The sequence below is a fragment of the Allocellulophaga tsushimaensis genome (assembly GCF_055383085.1).
In genome coordinates this window covers 1,829,207-1,847,240 of record NZ_AP039451.1, presented here as the reverse complement: position 1 = coordinate 1,847,240, position 18,034 = coordinate 1,829,207, and the positions used below count along the sequence as shown (strand labels likewise).

The 18,034-nt window shown below is 30.9% G+C and carries 14 protein-coding genes; 13 read left to right on the top strand and 1 reads right to left on the bottom strand.

The window, feature by feature from the left end; genetic code table 11:
* Nucleotides 1–3: 3 nt before the first annotated feature.
* Nucleotides 4–3,777 (bottom strand): reprolysin-like metallopeptidase, encoded by a 3,774-nt coding sequence (locus ACZ451_RS07850; protein WP_464216566.1) that lies wholly within the window; start codon nt 3,775–3,777, stop codon nt 4–6.
* A gap of 46 nt (nt 3,778–3,823) precedes the next feature.
* Here ACZ451_RS07850 and ACZ451_RS07845 point away from each other — a divergent pair, with 46 nt between their 5' ends.
* From ACZ451_RS07845 to ACZ451_RS07785, 13 genes are all read left to right on the top strand, one after another.
* Nucleotides 3,824–4,750, top strand: coding sequence for a bifunctional riboflavin kinase/FAD synthetase (locus ACZ451_RS07845; protein ID WP_464216565.1), 927 nt, complete (start codon nt 3,824–3,826; stop codon nt 4,748–4,750).
* A 60-nt stretch (nt 4,751–4,810) separates the two neighbouring features.
* On the top strand, nt 4,811–6,082 hold the full coding sequence (serS, locus tag ACZ451_RS07840; protein WP_464216564.1) for a serine--tRNA ligase: 1,272 nt from the start codon (nt 4,811–4,813) through the stop codon (nt 6,080–6,082).
* Nucleotides 6,083–6,460: 378 nt separating this feature from the next.
* A complete protein-coding gene (locus ACZ451_RS07835; RefSeq protein WP_464216563.1) occupies nt 6,461–8,245 on the top strand; it encodes a tetratricopeptide repeat protein in 1,785 nt (594 codons plus the stop codon).
* Between the two features lie 44 nt (nt 8,246–8,289).
* On the top strand, nt 8,290–8,601 hold the full coding sequence (locus ACZ451_RS07830) for a DUF4286 family protein (protein ID WP_464216562.1): 312 nt from the start codon (nt 8,290–8,292) through the stop codon (nt 8,599–8,601).
* An 80-nt stretch (nt 8,602–8,681) separates the two neighbouring features.
* Nucleotides 8,682–9,548, top strand: coding sequence for a 16S rRNA (adenine(1518)-N(6)/adenine(1519)-N(6))-dimethyltransferase RsmA (rsmA, locus tag ACZ451_RS07825; protein ID WP_464216561.1), 867 nt, complete (start codon nt 8,682–8,684; stop codon nt 9,546–9,548).
* Complete coding sequence (gene mgtE / locus ACZ451_RS07820) at nt 9,535–10,893, top strand: magnesium transporter (protein ID WP_464216560.1); 1,359 nt, start codon at nt 9,535–9,537, stop codon at nt 10,891–10,893. Before rsmA ends, mgtE begins: the two co-directional genes overlap by 14 nt.
* A 141-nt stretch (nt 10,894–11,034) precedes the next feature.
* Nucleotides 11,035–11,400, top strand: a complete 366-nt coding sequence (locus ACZ451_RS07815) for a cupin domain-containing protein (protein ID WP_464216559.1) — start codon at nt 11,035–11,037, stop codon at nt 11,398–11,400.
* An 87-nt stretch (nt 11,401–11,487) separates the two neighbouring features.
* Nucleotides 11,488–12,126, top strand: a complete 639-nt coding sequence (locus ACZ451_RS07810) for an SMI1/KNR4 family protein (protein ID WP_464216558.1) — start codon at nt 11,488–11,490, stop codon at nt 12,124–12,126.
* Between the two features lie 832 nt (nt 12,127–12,958).
* On the top strand, nt 12,959–13,357 hold the full coding sequence (locus ACZ451_RS07805) for a hypothetical protein (RefSeq protein ID WP_464216557.1): 399 nt from the start codon (nt 12,959–12,961) through the stop codon (nt 13,355–13,357).
* Nucleotides 13,358–13,394: 37 nt separating this feature from the next.
* Nucleotides 13,395–14,201, top strand: a complete 807-nt coding sequence (locus ACZ451_RS07800; protein WP_464216556.1) for a hypothetical protein — start codon at nt 13,395–13,397, stop codon at nt 14,199–14,201.
* Nucleotides 14,202–14,709: 508 nt separating this feature from the next.
* Nucleotides 14,710–15,273, top strand: a complete 564-nt coding sequence (locus ACZ451_RS07795; RefSeq protein ID WP_464216555.1) for a sigma-70 family RNA polymerase sigma factor — start codon at nt 14,710–14,712, stop codon at nt 15,271–15,273.
* A gap of 19 nt (nt 15,274–15,292) precedes the next feature.
* Nucleotides 15,293–16,105 carry a TauD/TfdA family dioxygenase gene (locus tag ACZ451_RS07790; RefSeq protein WP_464216554.1) on the top strand — a complete coding sequence of 271 codons (813 nt, stop codon included), beginning with the start codon at nt 15,293–15,295 and terminating at the stop codon, nt 16,103–16,105.
* 518 nt (nt 16,106–16,623) lie between these two features.
* Entirely contained in the window at nt 16,624–18,030 is a 1,407-nt protein-coding gene (locus ACZ451_RS07785) for a sigma-54-dependent transcriptional regulator (protein ID WP_464216553.1), read from the top strand.
* Nucleotides 18,031–18,034 lie beyond the last annotated feature (4 nt).

Genomic DNA, 18,034 nt, shown 5'->3' with positions numbered 1-18,034 from the left:
ATATTACCTCTTAATCACTTTATATTTTCGTTTTATATTTTCAATTTCCAGCTCTAAAATATATAAGCCAGATGAAATAGCACTTACATCCATTTCTAATTCTCTGTTAGGGCTAATATAGTTCTCTTGTATAATTAATTTACCATTTAAATTATAAATTCTAAGCATTGCATTAGGTTGGTTTGACCCTATAACTATATTTACAACATCACCCATTGGATTAGAGAAAACGATTGGGTCTGTTAGGACAGACAAAATATCTTCAAATACACCTTGACAAGCTAAACTTGTATTAACGCTAAGCGTATTTATACCTGCATTTAACTCTAAAGTAATAGTATTATCACTTGTTTGCATTTCAACACCATTAAGCGTAATAAAATAATTATCAGAACCACCTAATACTAAAGTTGCCTGATTTTCATCATCCAATACAGTTGTGCTTACCGTTAACATTTCTGGAGTCATTACTGCCACATCAAAACAAATTTGTTCAAAAACTATCGATCCGTCCATACCAATAATACAAATATTATAAGTCCCAACATCTAAATTATTTAAAGTGTAATTATCGGTAAAATTATCTATTACGTCAATGCCATTACCTGTAATTATAAGCTCATAATCCAAAACCCTAGTTGCATCTATTTGGATCACTCCATCTCCATTATCTGTACATGATTCTGTAGTTGTATTTACTGAAAAATCATCTCTTTTTAATCTAAAAATAGGACAACCAGTTGCATCTACTTCTTGGCCTACAGGAGTTCCTAAACAAAGGTCATCATCATCAAAAACACCATCTCGGTCTTCATCAGGATTAAAAGTACCTTCCCCACAAATTTCTATTAAAAAACTATTAAGTGTACCACCATCTCCTGCAAATTCATCATTTATTACAAGCATCCAATCTCCAAAAGAAGATTCTCCTTTAAAAACATCTAGATTTCCTAAAGGTTTTACAATACCGGATATCGCTGGATTATTACTACAAATAAAACTATCAGCATCTGCATCAAATGTTGCATTAATATTTGACGAATCGCCACACGAATTATCAACCAATACTACAGATGTACCTTCTGGAGAAATTAGTGTAATATTTAAATCTGAAACAAAAGTGTGAGAAATATCCAAAGTAACCTTCACTTCTTCAATAGGTAAGTCTTGTGTAAAAGCAATTGTAGAATTAATCATAGGTGACCCTCTAGGAGAAATTTCTTTGGGTAAATCTACCGCGGAAACAGTAATACAGTCAATAGCAGTCGTTGTGAAACTAGATGGACTAGAAAAGGTACCCTCTCCACAACTATTTTTAGGTCTTACTCGCCAAAAGTACGTTGTTTCAGGCATTAAGTCTGTTACATCATATGTATTCAGCACTACTGTTGCAGCTTCAATAGGAGAAGAAAAAGTATTCTCGGTAGCTATCTCAATATCATACATAGTACTAATTGCATCCGCATCCCACTGAAAGTTTTGAGATATTCCTACATTTATCATCTCATTTACAGGTGTCAATAAATTAATTGTACTAAAATTAGTATCAGATACGGTTATATCTAAAACCACTTCTTTTGTAATACCACTGGAGCCAGTTGCAATAATTGTAATAGGATATACACCATTAGCTATCACTCCAATATTTGAAAATGTAAGATCTAAAGCTGTATTATTTGTAGCAACTGTTGCTGGCGAAAACGAACTCGTTAGGCCTGCTGGTAAACCTGTTGCGGTTAAGCTTACTGTTTCAGCAAAACCTAAGTAAGACTCATATACAAATGGTACAAGTAAATTATTTGGTTTGCAGGCTGTATATTCTAAGTTCGGAAAGTTTAAAACAATTTCATTTGAATTAATAGTAAAGTTCCCTGTATTTACTGCAAAAAAGATATTATCATGAGCCTTCACCATTATTCTAGCCTCATTAGTTGCAGTACCAGGCAAAATAATCCTATGAGAACCATCATTTAGTACATTTTCAGCAAGAACTGTAGCAAATGATAATCCACCATCAAAAGAAATCATAATATCTACAAAGGCTTCATTGATAGGAAATTGGTTTGTTCCTGCTACATCCCAAGTAATTTCTTGAGAACTACCAGCACTATATACTTCATTTGCTGCTTGCGAAGTAACTCTAAATGAACCTCCATTATCAACTACACTTACTTTTACTAAATCAGAAGCCACTTGGCCTCCTCCTGCAGCATTATCCCTAACGGTAAGTGCAAAATTAAAATCTCGCTCTATAGTAGATACCGTTTCCCAAGCAGAATCTAAAGTAGGGTTTGTCTGCGTCAAATTTCCCAATAATACACTTGATAGTTTTGGAAAGTATCTTACAGGATCGGCACTCGGTTTTTGAGATCTAAAATTAGCTCCACTAATATTTTCCGGACCAAAATTATTAAAAGTTACTATCCCATCGTCTATCTGCTCCCAAGCATATGTTAAAGCATCTTCTACATCACTATCTGTGGCAGTAGCTTCAAGAAAAAAAGCAGTTCCTTGCGGTATTATATAATCTGGATTTGGCGTTATAATAGGCGGATTATTTAGCAATGGAATATCCTCTGCACAATTAGTAGTTGCTACATAATCAGTAATCTGTAGGATACTATTATAATGAAAATAATCATCTCCTTGTAAAGCAATATTATTTTCCCTAGCAATACCAGCATAGCCCATAATGGTAGTTCCACTACCTGGTTCTGCTTGCACTTGCGTGCCTTCAGGCTCAAAAGACCATGTATGGTTTGCCCCAAATTGGTGACCTATCTCATGTGCCACAAAATCCAAATCGAACTTATCACCTTCTGGAGTAACTCCAGATGTAAATCCACTTCCTTTCTGCGAATCTATACACACAGCACCTATAAAACCTGCATTACCATTATCACCATCATTATGTAATAAATGGCCAATATCATAATTTGCAGCTCCAATAATACTATTTATTGTATTTTGCGTTTGCGCATTTAAGTTACCATTATATGGATCTGTAGCCGCATTCGTATAGATAATCTGATCTGTAGTAGCAATTACTTCTAGTGTAACACCTAAATCTGTTTCAAAAACCTCATTTATTCTTGTAATAGTAGCATTAATTGCCGCTAATGCATCTGCAACAGTACCTCCATGAAATGCTGTGTATTCTCCTGTAGCTGATACTGCTAATCGGTATTTTTTTAATGTTTGGTTTGTAACTATGCTTGGTGTTATATCTATTTTTTTTGCAGTAATATTTTCTTTAGTTTCGCAAATAAATTCATTTTCAGAAGTATTATAATCTGCCCTTGAATACAAAAAGTATAGGTTACTTGTTTTAGATTTTTGCATAAAAAGAGCCTTATTCATGGAAGTGCCCAATACCATACTTTGTACCCCATTCTGCGATATACTAAATCGAATTTTCTTCTTGGGGTCTGCCAAGCCCACACCACTGTAAGACTTTATTTGCGGGTATTTAGCTTGCAATTCTGGTGAAAAAACAGATTTTTCAACTACTGAAAAGGGAATCATCGACCCAGTTTCATCAGGAAAATAAACTACGTTATTTGCTTTTACTACCCCCAAAGAAGTACTTAAACTTTTTGCAAGCATTTTTTCATCTAGAGTAAAAAACATTGCTTTTTCTATAGCGAATGCCTTCATAGCTTTAGAGGTATTACCACTTTTTACTTTAGTTTGCTTCCAATAATTAGTTTGTGAAAAACTAGAAAAACAAAGAAAAAATATGGTAATTGTAAAAACTAGACGTAATTTTACCTTCATTTACTTTTTTTATTTATAAAAATACACTTTTTATTATTTTATACTAGTGATAACCTTTAAAAGTATTTCCAAATTCGACAAATTACAGAATACTGTCATTACTATTGGCACTTTTGATGGTGTCCATATTGGTCATCAACAGTTGTTGAAAAGACTCACAAATGATGCCAAAGCATTAAATTTAAAAGCTACTGTGCTTACTTTTTTTCCGCACCCTAGAATGGTATTACAACAGGATGCTGATATTAAATTATTAAATACTATTGAAGAGAAAATTAAAATCCTTGAAAATACTGGTTTAGATTATTTAATGATTCATAAATTTTCAAAAGAATTTTCAAGACTCTCAGCTACTGAGTTTGTGGAAGAAATTTTGGTAAAAGGACTCCATAGTAAAAAAGTGATTATTGGTTACGATCATAGGTTTGGAAGAAACCGAAATGCAGATATTAATGATTTGGTAAAGTATGGAAAAAAATTAGATTTTGAAGTTGAAGAAATTTCAGCTCAAGAAATCAATGAAGTTTCTGTTAGCTCTACAAAAATTAGAAAAGCACTCGTTAATGGAGATATTAAAACTGCAAACAGTTATTTAGGTTATCATTATATGCTTACTGGAACAGTGGTTAAAGGTAAAGGCTTAGGGAGGCAATTAGATTTCCCAACGGCAAATATTACTATTGCTGAACATTATAAGCTAATCCCTGCAAATGGTGTTTATATTGTAAAAAGTATCATTCATAAGCAAACTGTTTACGGAATGATGAATATAGGCTTTAACCCTACTGTAAATGGAACAACACAAACCATTGAAGTTCATTTTTTTGATTTTAATGCTGATTTATATGATCAAAAAATTCAGATCGATATTTTAGATCGAATTCGAGATGAACAGAAATTTAACTCTATTGCAGCACTCAAAGAGCAATTGAAAAAAGATAAAGAAACTTCGCTTAAGTTAATTGACCAATAACACATTGTTTTTTTACTTCAGAAATAACTCTAAATTTGTTGCCTTAAATATTTAGACTTCATGTTACAGCTTACTGCTATTAAAGAAAATAAAGATACTATTATCAATGCGCTTAAAAAACGTAATATTGATGCAGCCTCACTCATATCAAATGTATTAGATATTGATGAAAAGCGCAAAGCAACGCAAACAAAACTAGACGTTACCTTAGCAGAATCAAATCGTTTGTCTAAAGAAATTGGCACACTATACAAAAATGGTAAAGCGCAAGAAGCTAATACCTTAAAAGAAAAAACAGCTGGTTTAAAAGAAATCTCTAAAACCCTTAATGATGATTTAAATACAACTGCTACTGAACTTCAAAATCTATTGTATCAGATTCCTAATGTACCGCATACTTCTGTACCTGCAGGGTCTAGCGAAGAGGATAATGAAGAAGTTTTTAAAGAGGGTGCTATTCCCAAACTTATGGATGGCGCTTTACCACATTGGGAACTTGCCAAAAAGTATGATATTATTGACTTTGAATTAGGGGTTAAAATTGCTGGAGCTGGTTTTCCAGTATATAAAGGCAAAGGTGCCCGTTTGCAACGCGCATTAATTTCTTATTTCTTAGACAAGAATGCAGCTGCTGGTTATACTGAAGTGCAAGTGCCGCATGTTGCCAACGAAGCATCTGGCTATGGCACAGGGCAATTACCAGATAAAGAAGGACAAATGTATTATATGCCTGCAGATGATCTTTATATGATTCCTACAGGAGAAGTTCCCGTAACTAATATTTTTAGAGATGTTATTGTTAATGAGAAAGAGTTCCCTATTACCTATACCACCCACACACCCTGTTTTAGAAGGGAAGCAGGGAGTTATGGCGCACATGTTAGAGGCTTAAATAGGCTGCACCAGTTTGATAAAGTAGAAATAGTACGTGTTGAACATCCAGAAAAATCATATGTTGCACTTGATGACATGGTAGAACATGTAAAAACAATACTTAGAGAATTAAAATTACCTTACCGTATTCTGCGCCTTTGTGGTGGCGATTTAGGGTTTACAGCTGCTTTAACATTTGATTTTGAAGTATTTTCTACCGCACAAGACCGTTGGTTAGAAATAAGTTCTGTTTCTAATTTTGAAACCTACCAAGCTAACCGATTAAAATTACGCTATAAGGATGCGAATGGAAAAAGTCAATTAGCGCATACTTTAAACGGTAGTTCTTTAGCCTTACCAAGAGTTTTAGCAGGTATTTTAGAGAACTATCAAACAGCAGATGGTATTAAAATACCTGAGGTTTTAATTCCTTATTGTGGTTTTGATAGGATTGATTAATTGAATAATGCTTGTTAGCAAAATCTTTCAACACATAAATTAATTTGGATTTTAAAACGAAAATAATTGTTTCTGTAATTTTAATAATAGTTACTCCTGTTTGGTTGAAATTAGGGAAGTTAAATGATCAGAATTTTATGAACAGACTTCATAAAGTAAATCCACAGTTAGCAAAAAAAATTTCATGGTTTTTCTCTAAAGAAAAGAGTTCATTTTCAAAATATTTAGTTGTGATTTATATAATTATAATCCTTCTAGCAATATGGATAGATTTTAGATAAGTAAAATCAATAAGAATAATTACTTTTTACACTTTTCTTAAGAGCTTAGATTCATCAGCTGTGCAACTTTCTATGTATATTTGGTAAAAAAGCAAGTTTGAAAATAATAATATCCTTTATTCTTCTTTGTTTAATGCAAACTACCTTTGCTCAGGATGATTTTCTAGCAAAGCAGTATTTAAATACGGGAGAATTTGAAAAAGCAGTTGTTTTTTACGAAAAGTTAGTAAAAAAAGCCCCCAGAAGGTCAGATTATGTAGAGGGTCTTGTAACTTGTTATCAGCAATTAGAACGCTATCTAGAGGCCGAAGAACTACTATTTAAACGATTAAAAAAACAACGCCCTCACCCCACTACACTCATAGAATTAGGGCATAATTACACCCTACAAAACAAAGAACAAGAAGCAAATGAGTATTATGAGCAAGCCATAGCAGTTGTTTCTAAAAGTCCAAATTTTGGCTATAGTATTGGCGAGCGTTTTCGCAAATACTCTTTATTAGACAATGCTGCAAAAGCATATAGTATAGCAATGGAATTAGATAGTCAGTACGATTTTAATTTTCAACTTGCAGAAATTTATGGAGAACAAGGTAAAATAGATGAAATGTATACCGCTTACTTAGATCTTGTAAGCGCCAGAAAATCTTCAAAACAAAATATCCTTAGAAGAATAGAAGCCTTTATCTCTGATGATCCAAATAATGAGAACAACATTAAACTAAAAAGAATTTTATTGCAAAATGCACAAAAAGACCCAAATGTACTTTGGAACGAGCTTTTAAGTTGGCTTTTTGTACAACAAAAACAATACAAAAGTGCTTTTAATCAAGAAAAAGCAGCATACAAAAGATCAGACCAAGTTTCATTAGCCAGAATAGAAGATTTAGGAAAAATAGCCTTAGCAAATAAAGATTTGGAAATTGCAACAACTATTTATCAATACATCATTAAAAACACTTATAACGATGTTTTTAAGCTAGATGCCCAATTACAACTTATTGAAATAGAATTACTTTCTACTGATAAAAATAAACTAAAGAACATTGAAGACAAGTTTAAAGAATTAGTAGAGACGCATGGTTATAAAAGTAATACTTTACAGCTGCAAATTGCTTATGCAAAGTTTCTAACCTTTGATTTAGAAAAACCAGAACCAGCAATTGAAATGTTAAAAAAGAGCCTTAAAATTCCTTTAAACACTAAAGGCAAGGCCTATTTAAAAATGACATTGGGTGATATTTTAGTATTCAACCAGAAATTTAATCAGGCACTAATATATTTCTCTCAAATTCAAAAAAGCTTAAAGAATGATATTTTAAGCCAAAATGCTCGCTATAAAGTAGCTCAAACTAGTTTCTACAAAGGCGATTTTGATTGGGCCTTAACACAACTAAAAGTATTGCGGAGTTCTACCTCTCAACTTATTGCAAACGATGCAATGCAATTGAGTTTACTAATTTCTGACAATTCCTTGGAAGACTCCACACAAACAGCACTAAAAAAATATGCAAAAGCAGATTTATTAGCTTATCAAAATAAAACAAAAGAGGCTATTACAATTCTAGATGATATTCTTGAAAATCATAAAGGTGAAAAAATTGAAGATGAAGCGCTTTTAAAACAAAGTGAATTGCTCATAAAACGTAAAGAATACACAAAAGCAGAGTATAATTATGAAAAAATAATAGCATTTTACGCTGATGGAATTCTTGCTGATGATGCATACTTTAATTTAGCGGAACTTTATAAAAATATCTTAAATAAGCCAGAGAAGGCCAAAGACAATTATGAAAGGATTATTTATAACTACCAAGACAGTTATTTTTTTCCTCAAGCAAGAAAAAAATATAGAGAACTCCGAGGTGATGTTATTAATTGATCTTAACAATAGACCTTTCTAAAATAAGAATTGAAACCAAAGCTATGTACATATATAATGTAACTACCAATATAGATGAGTCTGTTCATGAAAAATGGCTAATCTGGATGAAAGAAACTCATATCCCTGAAATGTTAGCCACAGGTAAATTTAGCGCAGCAAAAATGTGCAAAGTATTAGTAGAAGAAGAAATGGGTGGTTACACCTATTCTGTACAATATACAACGCCTAATAAAGAAACATTACAAAAGTATTATCAGGAAGATGCCACACGGTTACGTCAACAGGGTTTACAGCTTTTTGCAGATAAAATGCTTGCATTTAGAACAGAACTAGAAGTTATTAATGAGTATTAAAAAAATAGGAACACTATTAAAATAGCAATAAAAATACGCTCAATACCTTTTCCTGATAACTTCTTAAAGTTTGCAACCTGATGTCAAAAAAAGAATATCAACATAAAAAGAATAAAAAATTTAAGCAAAATTGGAAAGAAGAAACTCCAGTTAAAGCTAAAAAGCATTTAGGTCAGCATTTTTTAAAAGACGAAAAAATTGCACAAGATATCTCTAACACGCTAACTTTAAAAAATTATAGAAATGTAATTGAAATTGGCCCTGGTACAGGTGTACTCACCAAATACATACTACTGAAAGATTTAGATGTAGTTGCTATGGATTTAGATACAGAATCTATTCACTATTTAAATCATAATTTTCAATTAGAACACCCAAAACTAATAGGCAGAAAAGGGACTTTTAAAGTTTTAGAAGCTGATTTTCTAAAATATGATGTGCTTTCGCTTTTTAAAGACGAACAATTCGCAATTACTGGAAATTTCCCCTATAACATCTCTACACAAATTGTTTTTAAACTATTAGAAATAAAAGAATGGGTGCCAGAGTTTACTGGAATGTTCCAAAAAGAAGTAGCGCAGCGCATTTGCGAAAAAGAAGGTAGTAAAGCGTATGGCATACTATCTGTTTTAGTACAAGCGTATTATAAGGCAGAATATTTATTTACTGTACACCCACAAGTATTTAATCCACCACCTAAAGTGCAATCTGGAGTATTACGGCTAACCAGAAAAGAAAACACAAGCATAGCTTGTGACGAAAAAATGCTTTTTAAAGTTGTAAAAGCTGCTTTTAACCAACGTAGAAAAACAATACGCAACAGTTTAAAAACATTTAATCTTTCAGATAATCTTAAAGAAGATGCTATCTTTGGGCTTAGACCAGAGCAATTATCAGTTGCAGATTTCATTGGTCTAACCAAGAAAATAGAAGATGACACCATTTAAACTCTCAGATGAACTTATAGCTGAAATAGAACAGCTTATTGAGAACCAAAAGGACAAAACTTTGGCTAGCCTTTTGGAAGAAGTGCATTATGCAGATGTTGCTGAGATTATTAATGAGCTAAACAAAGACCAAGCTACCTATCTTATTAAACTTTTAGATAGTGATAAAACCTCTGACACACTTACAGAGTTAGATGAAGATGTTAGAGAACAAATTCTTAGTAATTTATCGGCAAAAGAAATTGCGCATGAGCTAGATGAACTAGATACAGATGATGCGGCAGATATTGTTGCCGAACTTCCTAAAGAAATTGTAAAAGAAGTAATTTCTGAGCTAGAAGATAAAGAACACGCAAAAGATATTGTAGAACTGCTGCGCTACGATGAAAACTCTGCTGGTGGTTTGATGGCAAAAGAGCTTGTAAAAGTAAACGAGAATTGGAATGTACTTACTTGTGTTAAAGAAATGCGCGCACAGGCAGAAAATGTTACACGTGTACATTCTATATATGTGGTAGATGATGATGAAAAATTAAAAGGACGTTTATCACTAAAAGATTTACTCACTACCTCTACAAAAACAGCTATTAAAGATGTTTATATTACTAAAGTAGATTTTGTTAATGTAAATGAAAAGCCAGAAGAGGTAGCTAAAATTATGTCTAAATACGATTTAGAAGCCATACCTGTTACCGATGAAATTGGTAGACTAGTTGGCCGTATTACGATAGATGATATTGTAGATGTTATAAAAGAAGAAGCAGAGAAAGATTATCAAATGGCTGCTGGTATCTCACAAGATGTAGAGGCAGATGATAGTATCTGGGAGCTTACTAGAGCACGCTTACCTTGGCTCATCTTAGGGCTTTTAGGAGGCTTAGGCGCCGCTGCTATTATGGGAAATTTTGAGACCTTGATAGAAGAACATGCTATACTTTTCTTTTTTACCCCTCTAATTGCAGCAATGGCAGGTAATGTTGGGGTACAATCTAGTGCTATTATAGTGCAAGGTTTAGCAAATGACGATTTAAAAGGTAGCATAGGCAACAGACTTATTAAAGAAATGCTTTTAGCACTTTTAAATGGTCTTATTCTTGCGCTTATACTTTTTCTAATTACTTGGGCATGGCAAGGACAAAATGGCTTTCTTACAGCCATAGCAGTTTCTCTCTCCCTAGTTGCGGTAATTATAGTAGCAGGTTTAATTGGTACATTTGTTCCTTTATTTTTAAATAAAAGAGGAATAGACCCCGCTATAGCAACGGGTCCTTTTATTACTACTAGTAATGATATTTTTGGACTTTTAATTTACTTCTTAATAGCTAAGTTAATTTTAGGCATTTAGGGCACTCCGCCAGAAAAAGGCGTCGGGCTTTCCGCGCTACGTGGTAGCTTGCTGCAATCCCTAGTGCAAAAAGTTAACATTTCTTTTAGCCAAAACCCTTTTCTATTTTCCCTACCTTTATGATTTAAAAATTCTATCAGCATGAAACCCATAAACCTAAAAGAAAAACACGCCGCATTTAGCAAACAATGGCATCCACACCAAATTGCAGTTGTAGACGATATGCAAGTAATTTTGGCTAAGATTCAGGGCGAATTTGTTTGGCATTCTCACGATAATGAAGATGAGCTTTTTCAAGTCTTAAAAGGCACATTACATATGAAGTTCAGAGATCGTATAGAAATTGTGAACGAGGGTGAAATTATAGTAGTACCCAAAGGTGTAGAGCATTGCCCCTCAACAGTAAACGGTGAAGAAGTACAACTTTTATTATTTGAAAAACTCAATACTGCGCATACAGGTAATGTACAGCACGAAATGACACAAACAGAGTACCCTAAGATCTAAAACACAAAATTATTGAATGGTTTTTAGAACAACTGTCTTTATAGATATACACATCAATACTTTTTCTTAGCTAAAAAATAAAAGGAGATGAAAGAAATTTGGGGGATTTTAAAAATTGAAATGGATAGGTTAAATGTTAATTTTAGTTCTAGATTTGGTCCTGCTGCAGCTTTTGCTGAAATCAAATCTTTAGAAAAACTTATTTGCAAAAAATTACCTCAAGATTTTATTGATTTATACCTAGAAAACAATGGTCAAAACCCAGAAACTTTCGGCTTTTTTGAGAATTACCGATTATTAACTATAGCAGAAATTATTTTGCATTGGAAGTTTATGAAAAATAAGCTAGATGATGGTTTTTTTGATAAGCATGAAGCAAGACTTATTGAACAGAAGAGGAGCTATCAGGAAAAACAAATAGATAAAATGCCATTAAAAGGTAGGCTAGATGAAGTATTCTCGGAAAAAGTGAAAGATAATATATGGAATACCTTGTGGATTCCTTTAGCCATAGATAATGGAGGTAATCTTATTTATATAGACTTAGATCCTACCAAAAAAGGACTATTTGGTCAATTAATTAAAGTATGGCACGACTCTTTTGAGAACCCCATAATTGCAAACTCTTTAAAAAACTGGTTTAAAATGATATTAGATGAAATAAATACAAAAAAAGTAATCTATTCATTAGAACTTGACAGCATAGCTCCAAATACTTGGCAATAGCATTCTTCTCATAAATTAAATACAGTTTAATTTGTAAAAAACTAAACATAGTGCTATACAAGTAATGCAATCTACAAAATGACACAAACGGAGTATCCTAAAATTTAAATCACATACCTATAATAACTTCAGATTTCTTATTTTTAAAAAATTTGAATCATTTTAATGGGTTATTGAAAAAGTATTAATTTAACATAAATTAATGTTTTTTTCTGTAATAGAATTACCTCCCACATTACATATTTCACCACACACAACATATATAACATGTTGTAAAACTACCGTATGTAGTATATTTTTTTGCTACAAAAAAAACATTTTAAATATAAGCATCTGTAAATCAGTAGTTTAATTTTAAAAAAGGTTTTGGCATGACTTTAGGTTGTTAATATGTGTTAATAATAAAAATAAAAGGACATGTTATATTTAATATTTAATTCACAATCTAGGGCTATCGTAAATTATGTACTCATTACATTTCTTTTTTCATCTATGTTTTACAATTTTTTATCACCACTGATGATAAAGTTTAATTTATTTCTTGCCATATTATTTTTATTATTAACAGTAATTACAACATTCAAATACAGCATATTTAAAGTATTATCCATGCAAACCTATGGAAATATTGAATTAAGCTTTGCAATAAGCCTAATTGCACTCCCTATCTTTTTCTTTAACTATCTAGAAATTTTTGATATCGCTTTTTGTGTCAGTTTGGGAGTAATTCTAATACTATTTAACATCATTACAGATAAAACCAATAAATACAATTATTCAATCTCATAAAATCAATCACCTAATATATATACATCTATAAAATTAAAACCTTATGGAAAAAATTATACAATTTGCTATGCAATATTTAATCGCTGCCGAAGCAAGTTTTACAAACTCAAACAGCAACAAAAGAAGTCTTTCATTACATCACTCTATGGAAGAGCATTGTTTACACACTAAAAAACTTACATCAAGCGGAGACATGCTTGTTTTTAATCATGATTTTTTTACACTAGAATGGAAATCAGATCACGGCTTAATAGCTAAAATAGTATTACATGAATATCAACATTTTGAAATTGTTAGATGGATTGAAACTATGGCTATAGAAGCTGGTATTAAAAAAGCATTCAATTTTGATAAATATGGATATTATTCAGCTAATAATGAATTAAAGCTTCTTAGTGACATATTGATTACACCTTCAAGGCATACAGAAATGTCTGCTTAAATTAAAAATAGAAGTTTATTAATTATAATAAAGCAAAATGGAAAACAAAACAATTAATATGGATGGTATGATGCATCTAGCTGCTCAATATTTAGCAAATGCAGGGAATAGCTTTTTGCAACACAGACCCATTGGAAGTAAAAATACTATGCATTTTTGCGAAGATGGAAGTTGTTTACAAACCACTCCTTTAAACTTGGCTGGTGACCAATTATGCTTAAATTATGATGACTTTTCTTTACAATGGAAAACGCAACATAGCGCCAATAAAAAAATATATTTAGATCATAAAACCCACAAAGACATTTTAAAATGGTTAAAAAGTACAGCAAAAGAATTAAACTTTGCAAATGAATATACTTTTAAACACAATCATAAAATGCCTTATGAAGAAATTACAGCTAATTTTGAATTCAAAATTATTGATAAGGATAGGCTACTCTTATTATCTAAATTTAGAATGCTAGTACAAGAAGTATTACAAGAAATTATTAAAAAGCATCAAATAAATGTAGATATCGCCATTTGGCCAAGTGACTTTAACACTTCAGCATTTTTTCTTTTGAATTCTAATATAGATATCACTCTAAGTTTTGGAATGACAATTCCTGAACCCCAGAAAAAAAATACTGAGCATTGTTTATTTATAACAGCATGGCATGGCATGGAAAATTTAGCTACCACAAATTTTCCAGATTTAAGTATCGGGAAATGGCATTCAGATAAAAATAGCAACAAAGCTATTGTACCTCTAACAAGCATAAATAAGCAGGATATGATAGATTTCTTTGAAGAAACTATTAACTTTTATAAAAACCAATATTACCCTTTAGAAGCAGTATAAAATTAAGTATGAAAAATAATTGAGTTTTGTTAGACTAATTCATGAATAGACAAGGGTGTTTACAATTATGTAACATCCTTGTTTTAGTTTAAATATATTGTTCTTGTTATAAATAAGGCAGAAATAACTTCACTTTTTTACCCATATCATTATGCTTCTTTTCCCATAAAAAACTAAAAGCATCAAACCATTTATGCTGTAAATAATAATCCATTTACAATTATTTATTTCAACAATAAGTCACAAATTACAATTACCCGTAGTCTTTACAAAAAAGCCAAAATAATGGATATTTTATTTTATCATACCACATATGGTATAATTCCTAAATACAGTATAATTCCTACAAATAAATTTTATGATAATTTAAATTAACTTATTGATTTTCAATTATTTATAATAAAAAAAGTATTTGGCACGATAATTACAATAAGGTTTACAAGAATTATTATAATTCAAAAAAAATAGACAACCGTACATCTAAATTAGAATATTAAAAATTATTGAAATGCAAAATGTAAACAACAGAACACTTAACCCCGATAACTGGATATCTCAATACTATAATTTCTTTTTAAGATATACCAGAAGCAGAGTTTCTAGTACTCATGATGCCGAAGAACTTATTCAAGAAACATTTTTATCAGCTTTAAAAGCAGCAGAAAAATTTCAAGGGAAAGCCTCAGAAAAAACATGGCTAATGTCTATTCTAAATCATAAAATTATAGATTATTACAGAAAAGGAAATACTGCAAATGGTATTGCAGAAAAATATATGATATCACATGAAGATTATCAAGAGTTGTATCATACAGAATCTGGAGAGCATTCTTTTTATAAGAAGGAATATAGTGATAAAGAAGGTTATACCGAATTAAAAAATAAGGTATTACTAAATTTAAAAAGATTACCACAGAAACAAGCAGAAGTTTTTAAAATGAAAGTTTTTAATGAATTTGAAACAGAAACCATTTGCGAAAAGTTAAACATCTCAAGAGATTATGCGTGGGTACTTATGTGTAGAGCAAAAAGAACCTTATCTATGTCTTTAAGTAACGAATTAGCATATTAATTAGGAAGAAACCAAGTATATGGATTTGTTTAAAAAATTAATTCAGAGAAAGCATACCAAGAAAACTCTGGTTACTAAAGAAATCAATCCATATTTTGGCACACAAATCTTTAACCTTACTGATATCAATAAAATTACCCAAGATCAGTTTAATGAAATTAAAAAAATTATTAAATTATCTTATATGGTTATTATTAAAGGTAAAAGAAAATGGACAGAACAAGAGCAAATTAATTTTACAACAAATTTACAGTCAGAAAAGGATTTAACACAAAATATAAATATCGATAAGCGCAATGTTATAATTAGTAAAGAAAATTACGCTGATGAATCTAACTTTTTGTGGCGCTCTGATGGAGCTCGAACAAAAAAACCTCCATACTTAAGTGTTTTTCAAATGACTGGAATTTCTGATCATAGTACAAAAACTTCTTTTATTTCACTTACTGAAATATATGCTAGTATTAATACTGAATTAAAGAAAGAATTAAAGCAATACCATATAAAGTATAGTAATGATGTATCTCACCCTATTATATGGAAACATCCTTACAGTGGTAAAAAAACATTATTTTTTGATTTCGGTTTTACTTCTATGGTCAATAATACATGTAACAAAGAACCTTTGTCACATAAAACTACAAATCAGATCTTATTTGGTTTAAACAAGCTTTTTTCTAATGAAACGTTTACGCATGTACATCAATGGGATACAGGAGATCTTGTTATTGTAGATAATTATGCTGTAGCACATAAATCTAAAATTTCTGCCCAAAACCCATTTCAATCTTCAGTATTACTTAAAACAGCAACTCAAGGCATCTATTTTTAAAAAATAATTCAACAAAAAATACTATTTAAAATGTATTTCTATCTAATTGCTATTTAGCTATTTTTAATTATGATTCCATTAAAAATATATAAATCCACTATTTTTTTGATAAAAAATTAATGTATGACACTTCAACATGCTCAAATTATAAAACGAATTTTTATATATTTTGTTTAACTTTTAAATATAAACAAAACTTTTTGTTTAACTTTTTGTAAAAAAATCGAATAAAAAATTGATTTTATTATAAAAAAACCTTATTTAGTCATCAAATAAAGACTTTCTTAATTTAAAAAATATTATTTTTACAGTATAAATTGCTATTACGATATTGATAATTTAATTAATATTTAATTTTATTATTTAATTCGTAAACTTAAACAAAAATAGAATGTTTTTATTTCTAAAAATTTTAGATCAAAAAAATTTACGGAATATTTCATTTCTATTATGATTTAGAACAGATATAAAGTGTTTTAAAAAGATTGTACTAGAAAATAACCACAAAAAAAATTATTTTGACACAGAAAAAAAAACAAATATTAGGCAAAGTTCTTATTGTAGAAGATGAATTTGTTATTGCTCAAGATTTAAGGCGTATTGTTACAAGTCTAGGCTATGTTGTTATGGGTATGGCAAAATCTGGTAAAGAAGCTATAGAAAAGATAGAAAATGAAGAGGTAGATATTGCCTTATTAGACATTAATATTTTAGGTGATCAAAATGGTATTGAACTAGCAAAAGTTATCCAAAAACGTTTTAATCTTCCACATTTATATATCACATCATATTCAGATACAAATACATTAAAAGAAATGAATACCACTGATCCTTGTGGTTATATTCTAAAACCTTTTGATGAAAGAGATCTTAGGGTAGCATTAGAGCTAGCGTTTACCAAAATGGATAAAGGTAGAACACCGCAAGAAACCTTTAAAAAAATCAATACTTTAAGTCAAGAATCTTCATTAATTTTAGGAGAAAGTCCTTCTATTAAAAAAGCATTAAAAAAAGTAAGTCAAGTTGGCTATACGGATGTAACTGTTCTTTTAAACGGAGAAACTGGCACAGGAAAAGAACTGTTTATGCAGGCTATTCATGAGGCATCTCCACGAAAAGCTAAAGCACTTGTTAAAATAAATTGCGCTGCATTGCCAAGTGAGTTAATTGAATCTGTTCTTTTTGGTCATGAAAAAGGAAGTTTTACTGGAGCAACAGAAAAAAGGATTGGAAAGTTTGAATTAGCGGATGGAGGCACTATATTTTTAGATGAAATTGGCGAGCTTCCTTTATCAAGTCAATCTAAATTACTGAGATGTTTACAAGAAAAAGAAATAGAAACTATTGGAGGGCAACAAACTAAAAAAATAGATGTCCGTATTATAGCAGCAACAAATAGAGATCTTGCAGAAGAAGTAGAAAAAGGAACTTTTAGAGCAGACTTATATTTTAGGTTAAATATTTTCCCCATTCGAATCCCTCCGCTGCGAGAGCGTGAAAACGATGTGGTAATACTTGCTAATCACTTTTTAAAAGTTACAACATCGCATATAAACAAGCCCATAGACTCTATTTCCAAGAAAACTTTAAATGATTTTTGCAACTACTCTTGGCCAGGAAATGTAAGAGAATTACAACATTGTATTGAGAGAGGAGTAATTTTATCAGAGGGTACACAGTTAAGTATTAATTTGGATTTGGATGCACACCCAAATCATAAAGAAGCGCAACATCAAACAGAATTTCAATTGAAATCGATGGAGGAAATTGAAAGAGAACAAATTATCAATACGCTCCAATATTGTAATGGTAAAATAAGAGGGAAAGGTGGTGCTGCCGAAATTTTAAAACTTCACCCAAATACATTGGATTTTAGAATTAAAAAATTAGGGATCACTAAAACAAAGAATTACAAAATGATGTAAATCC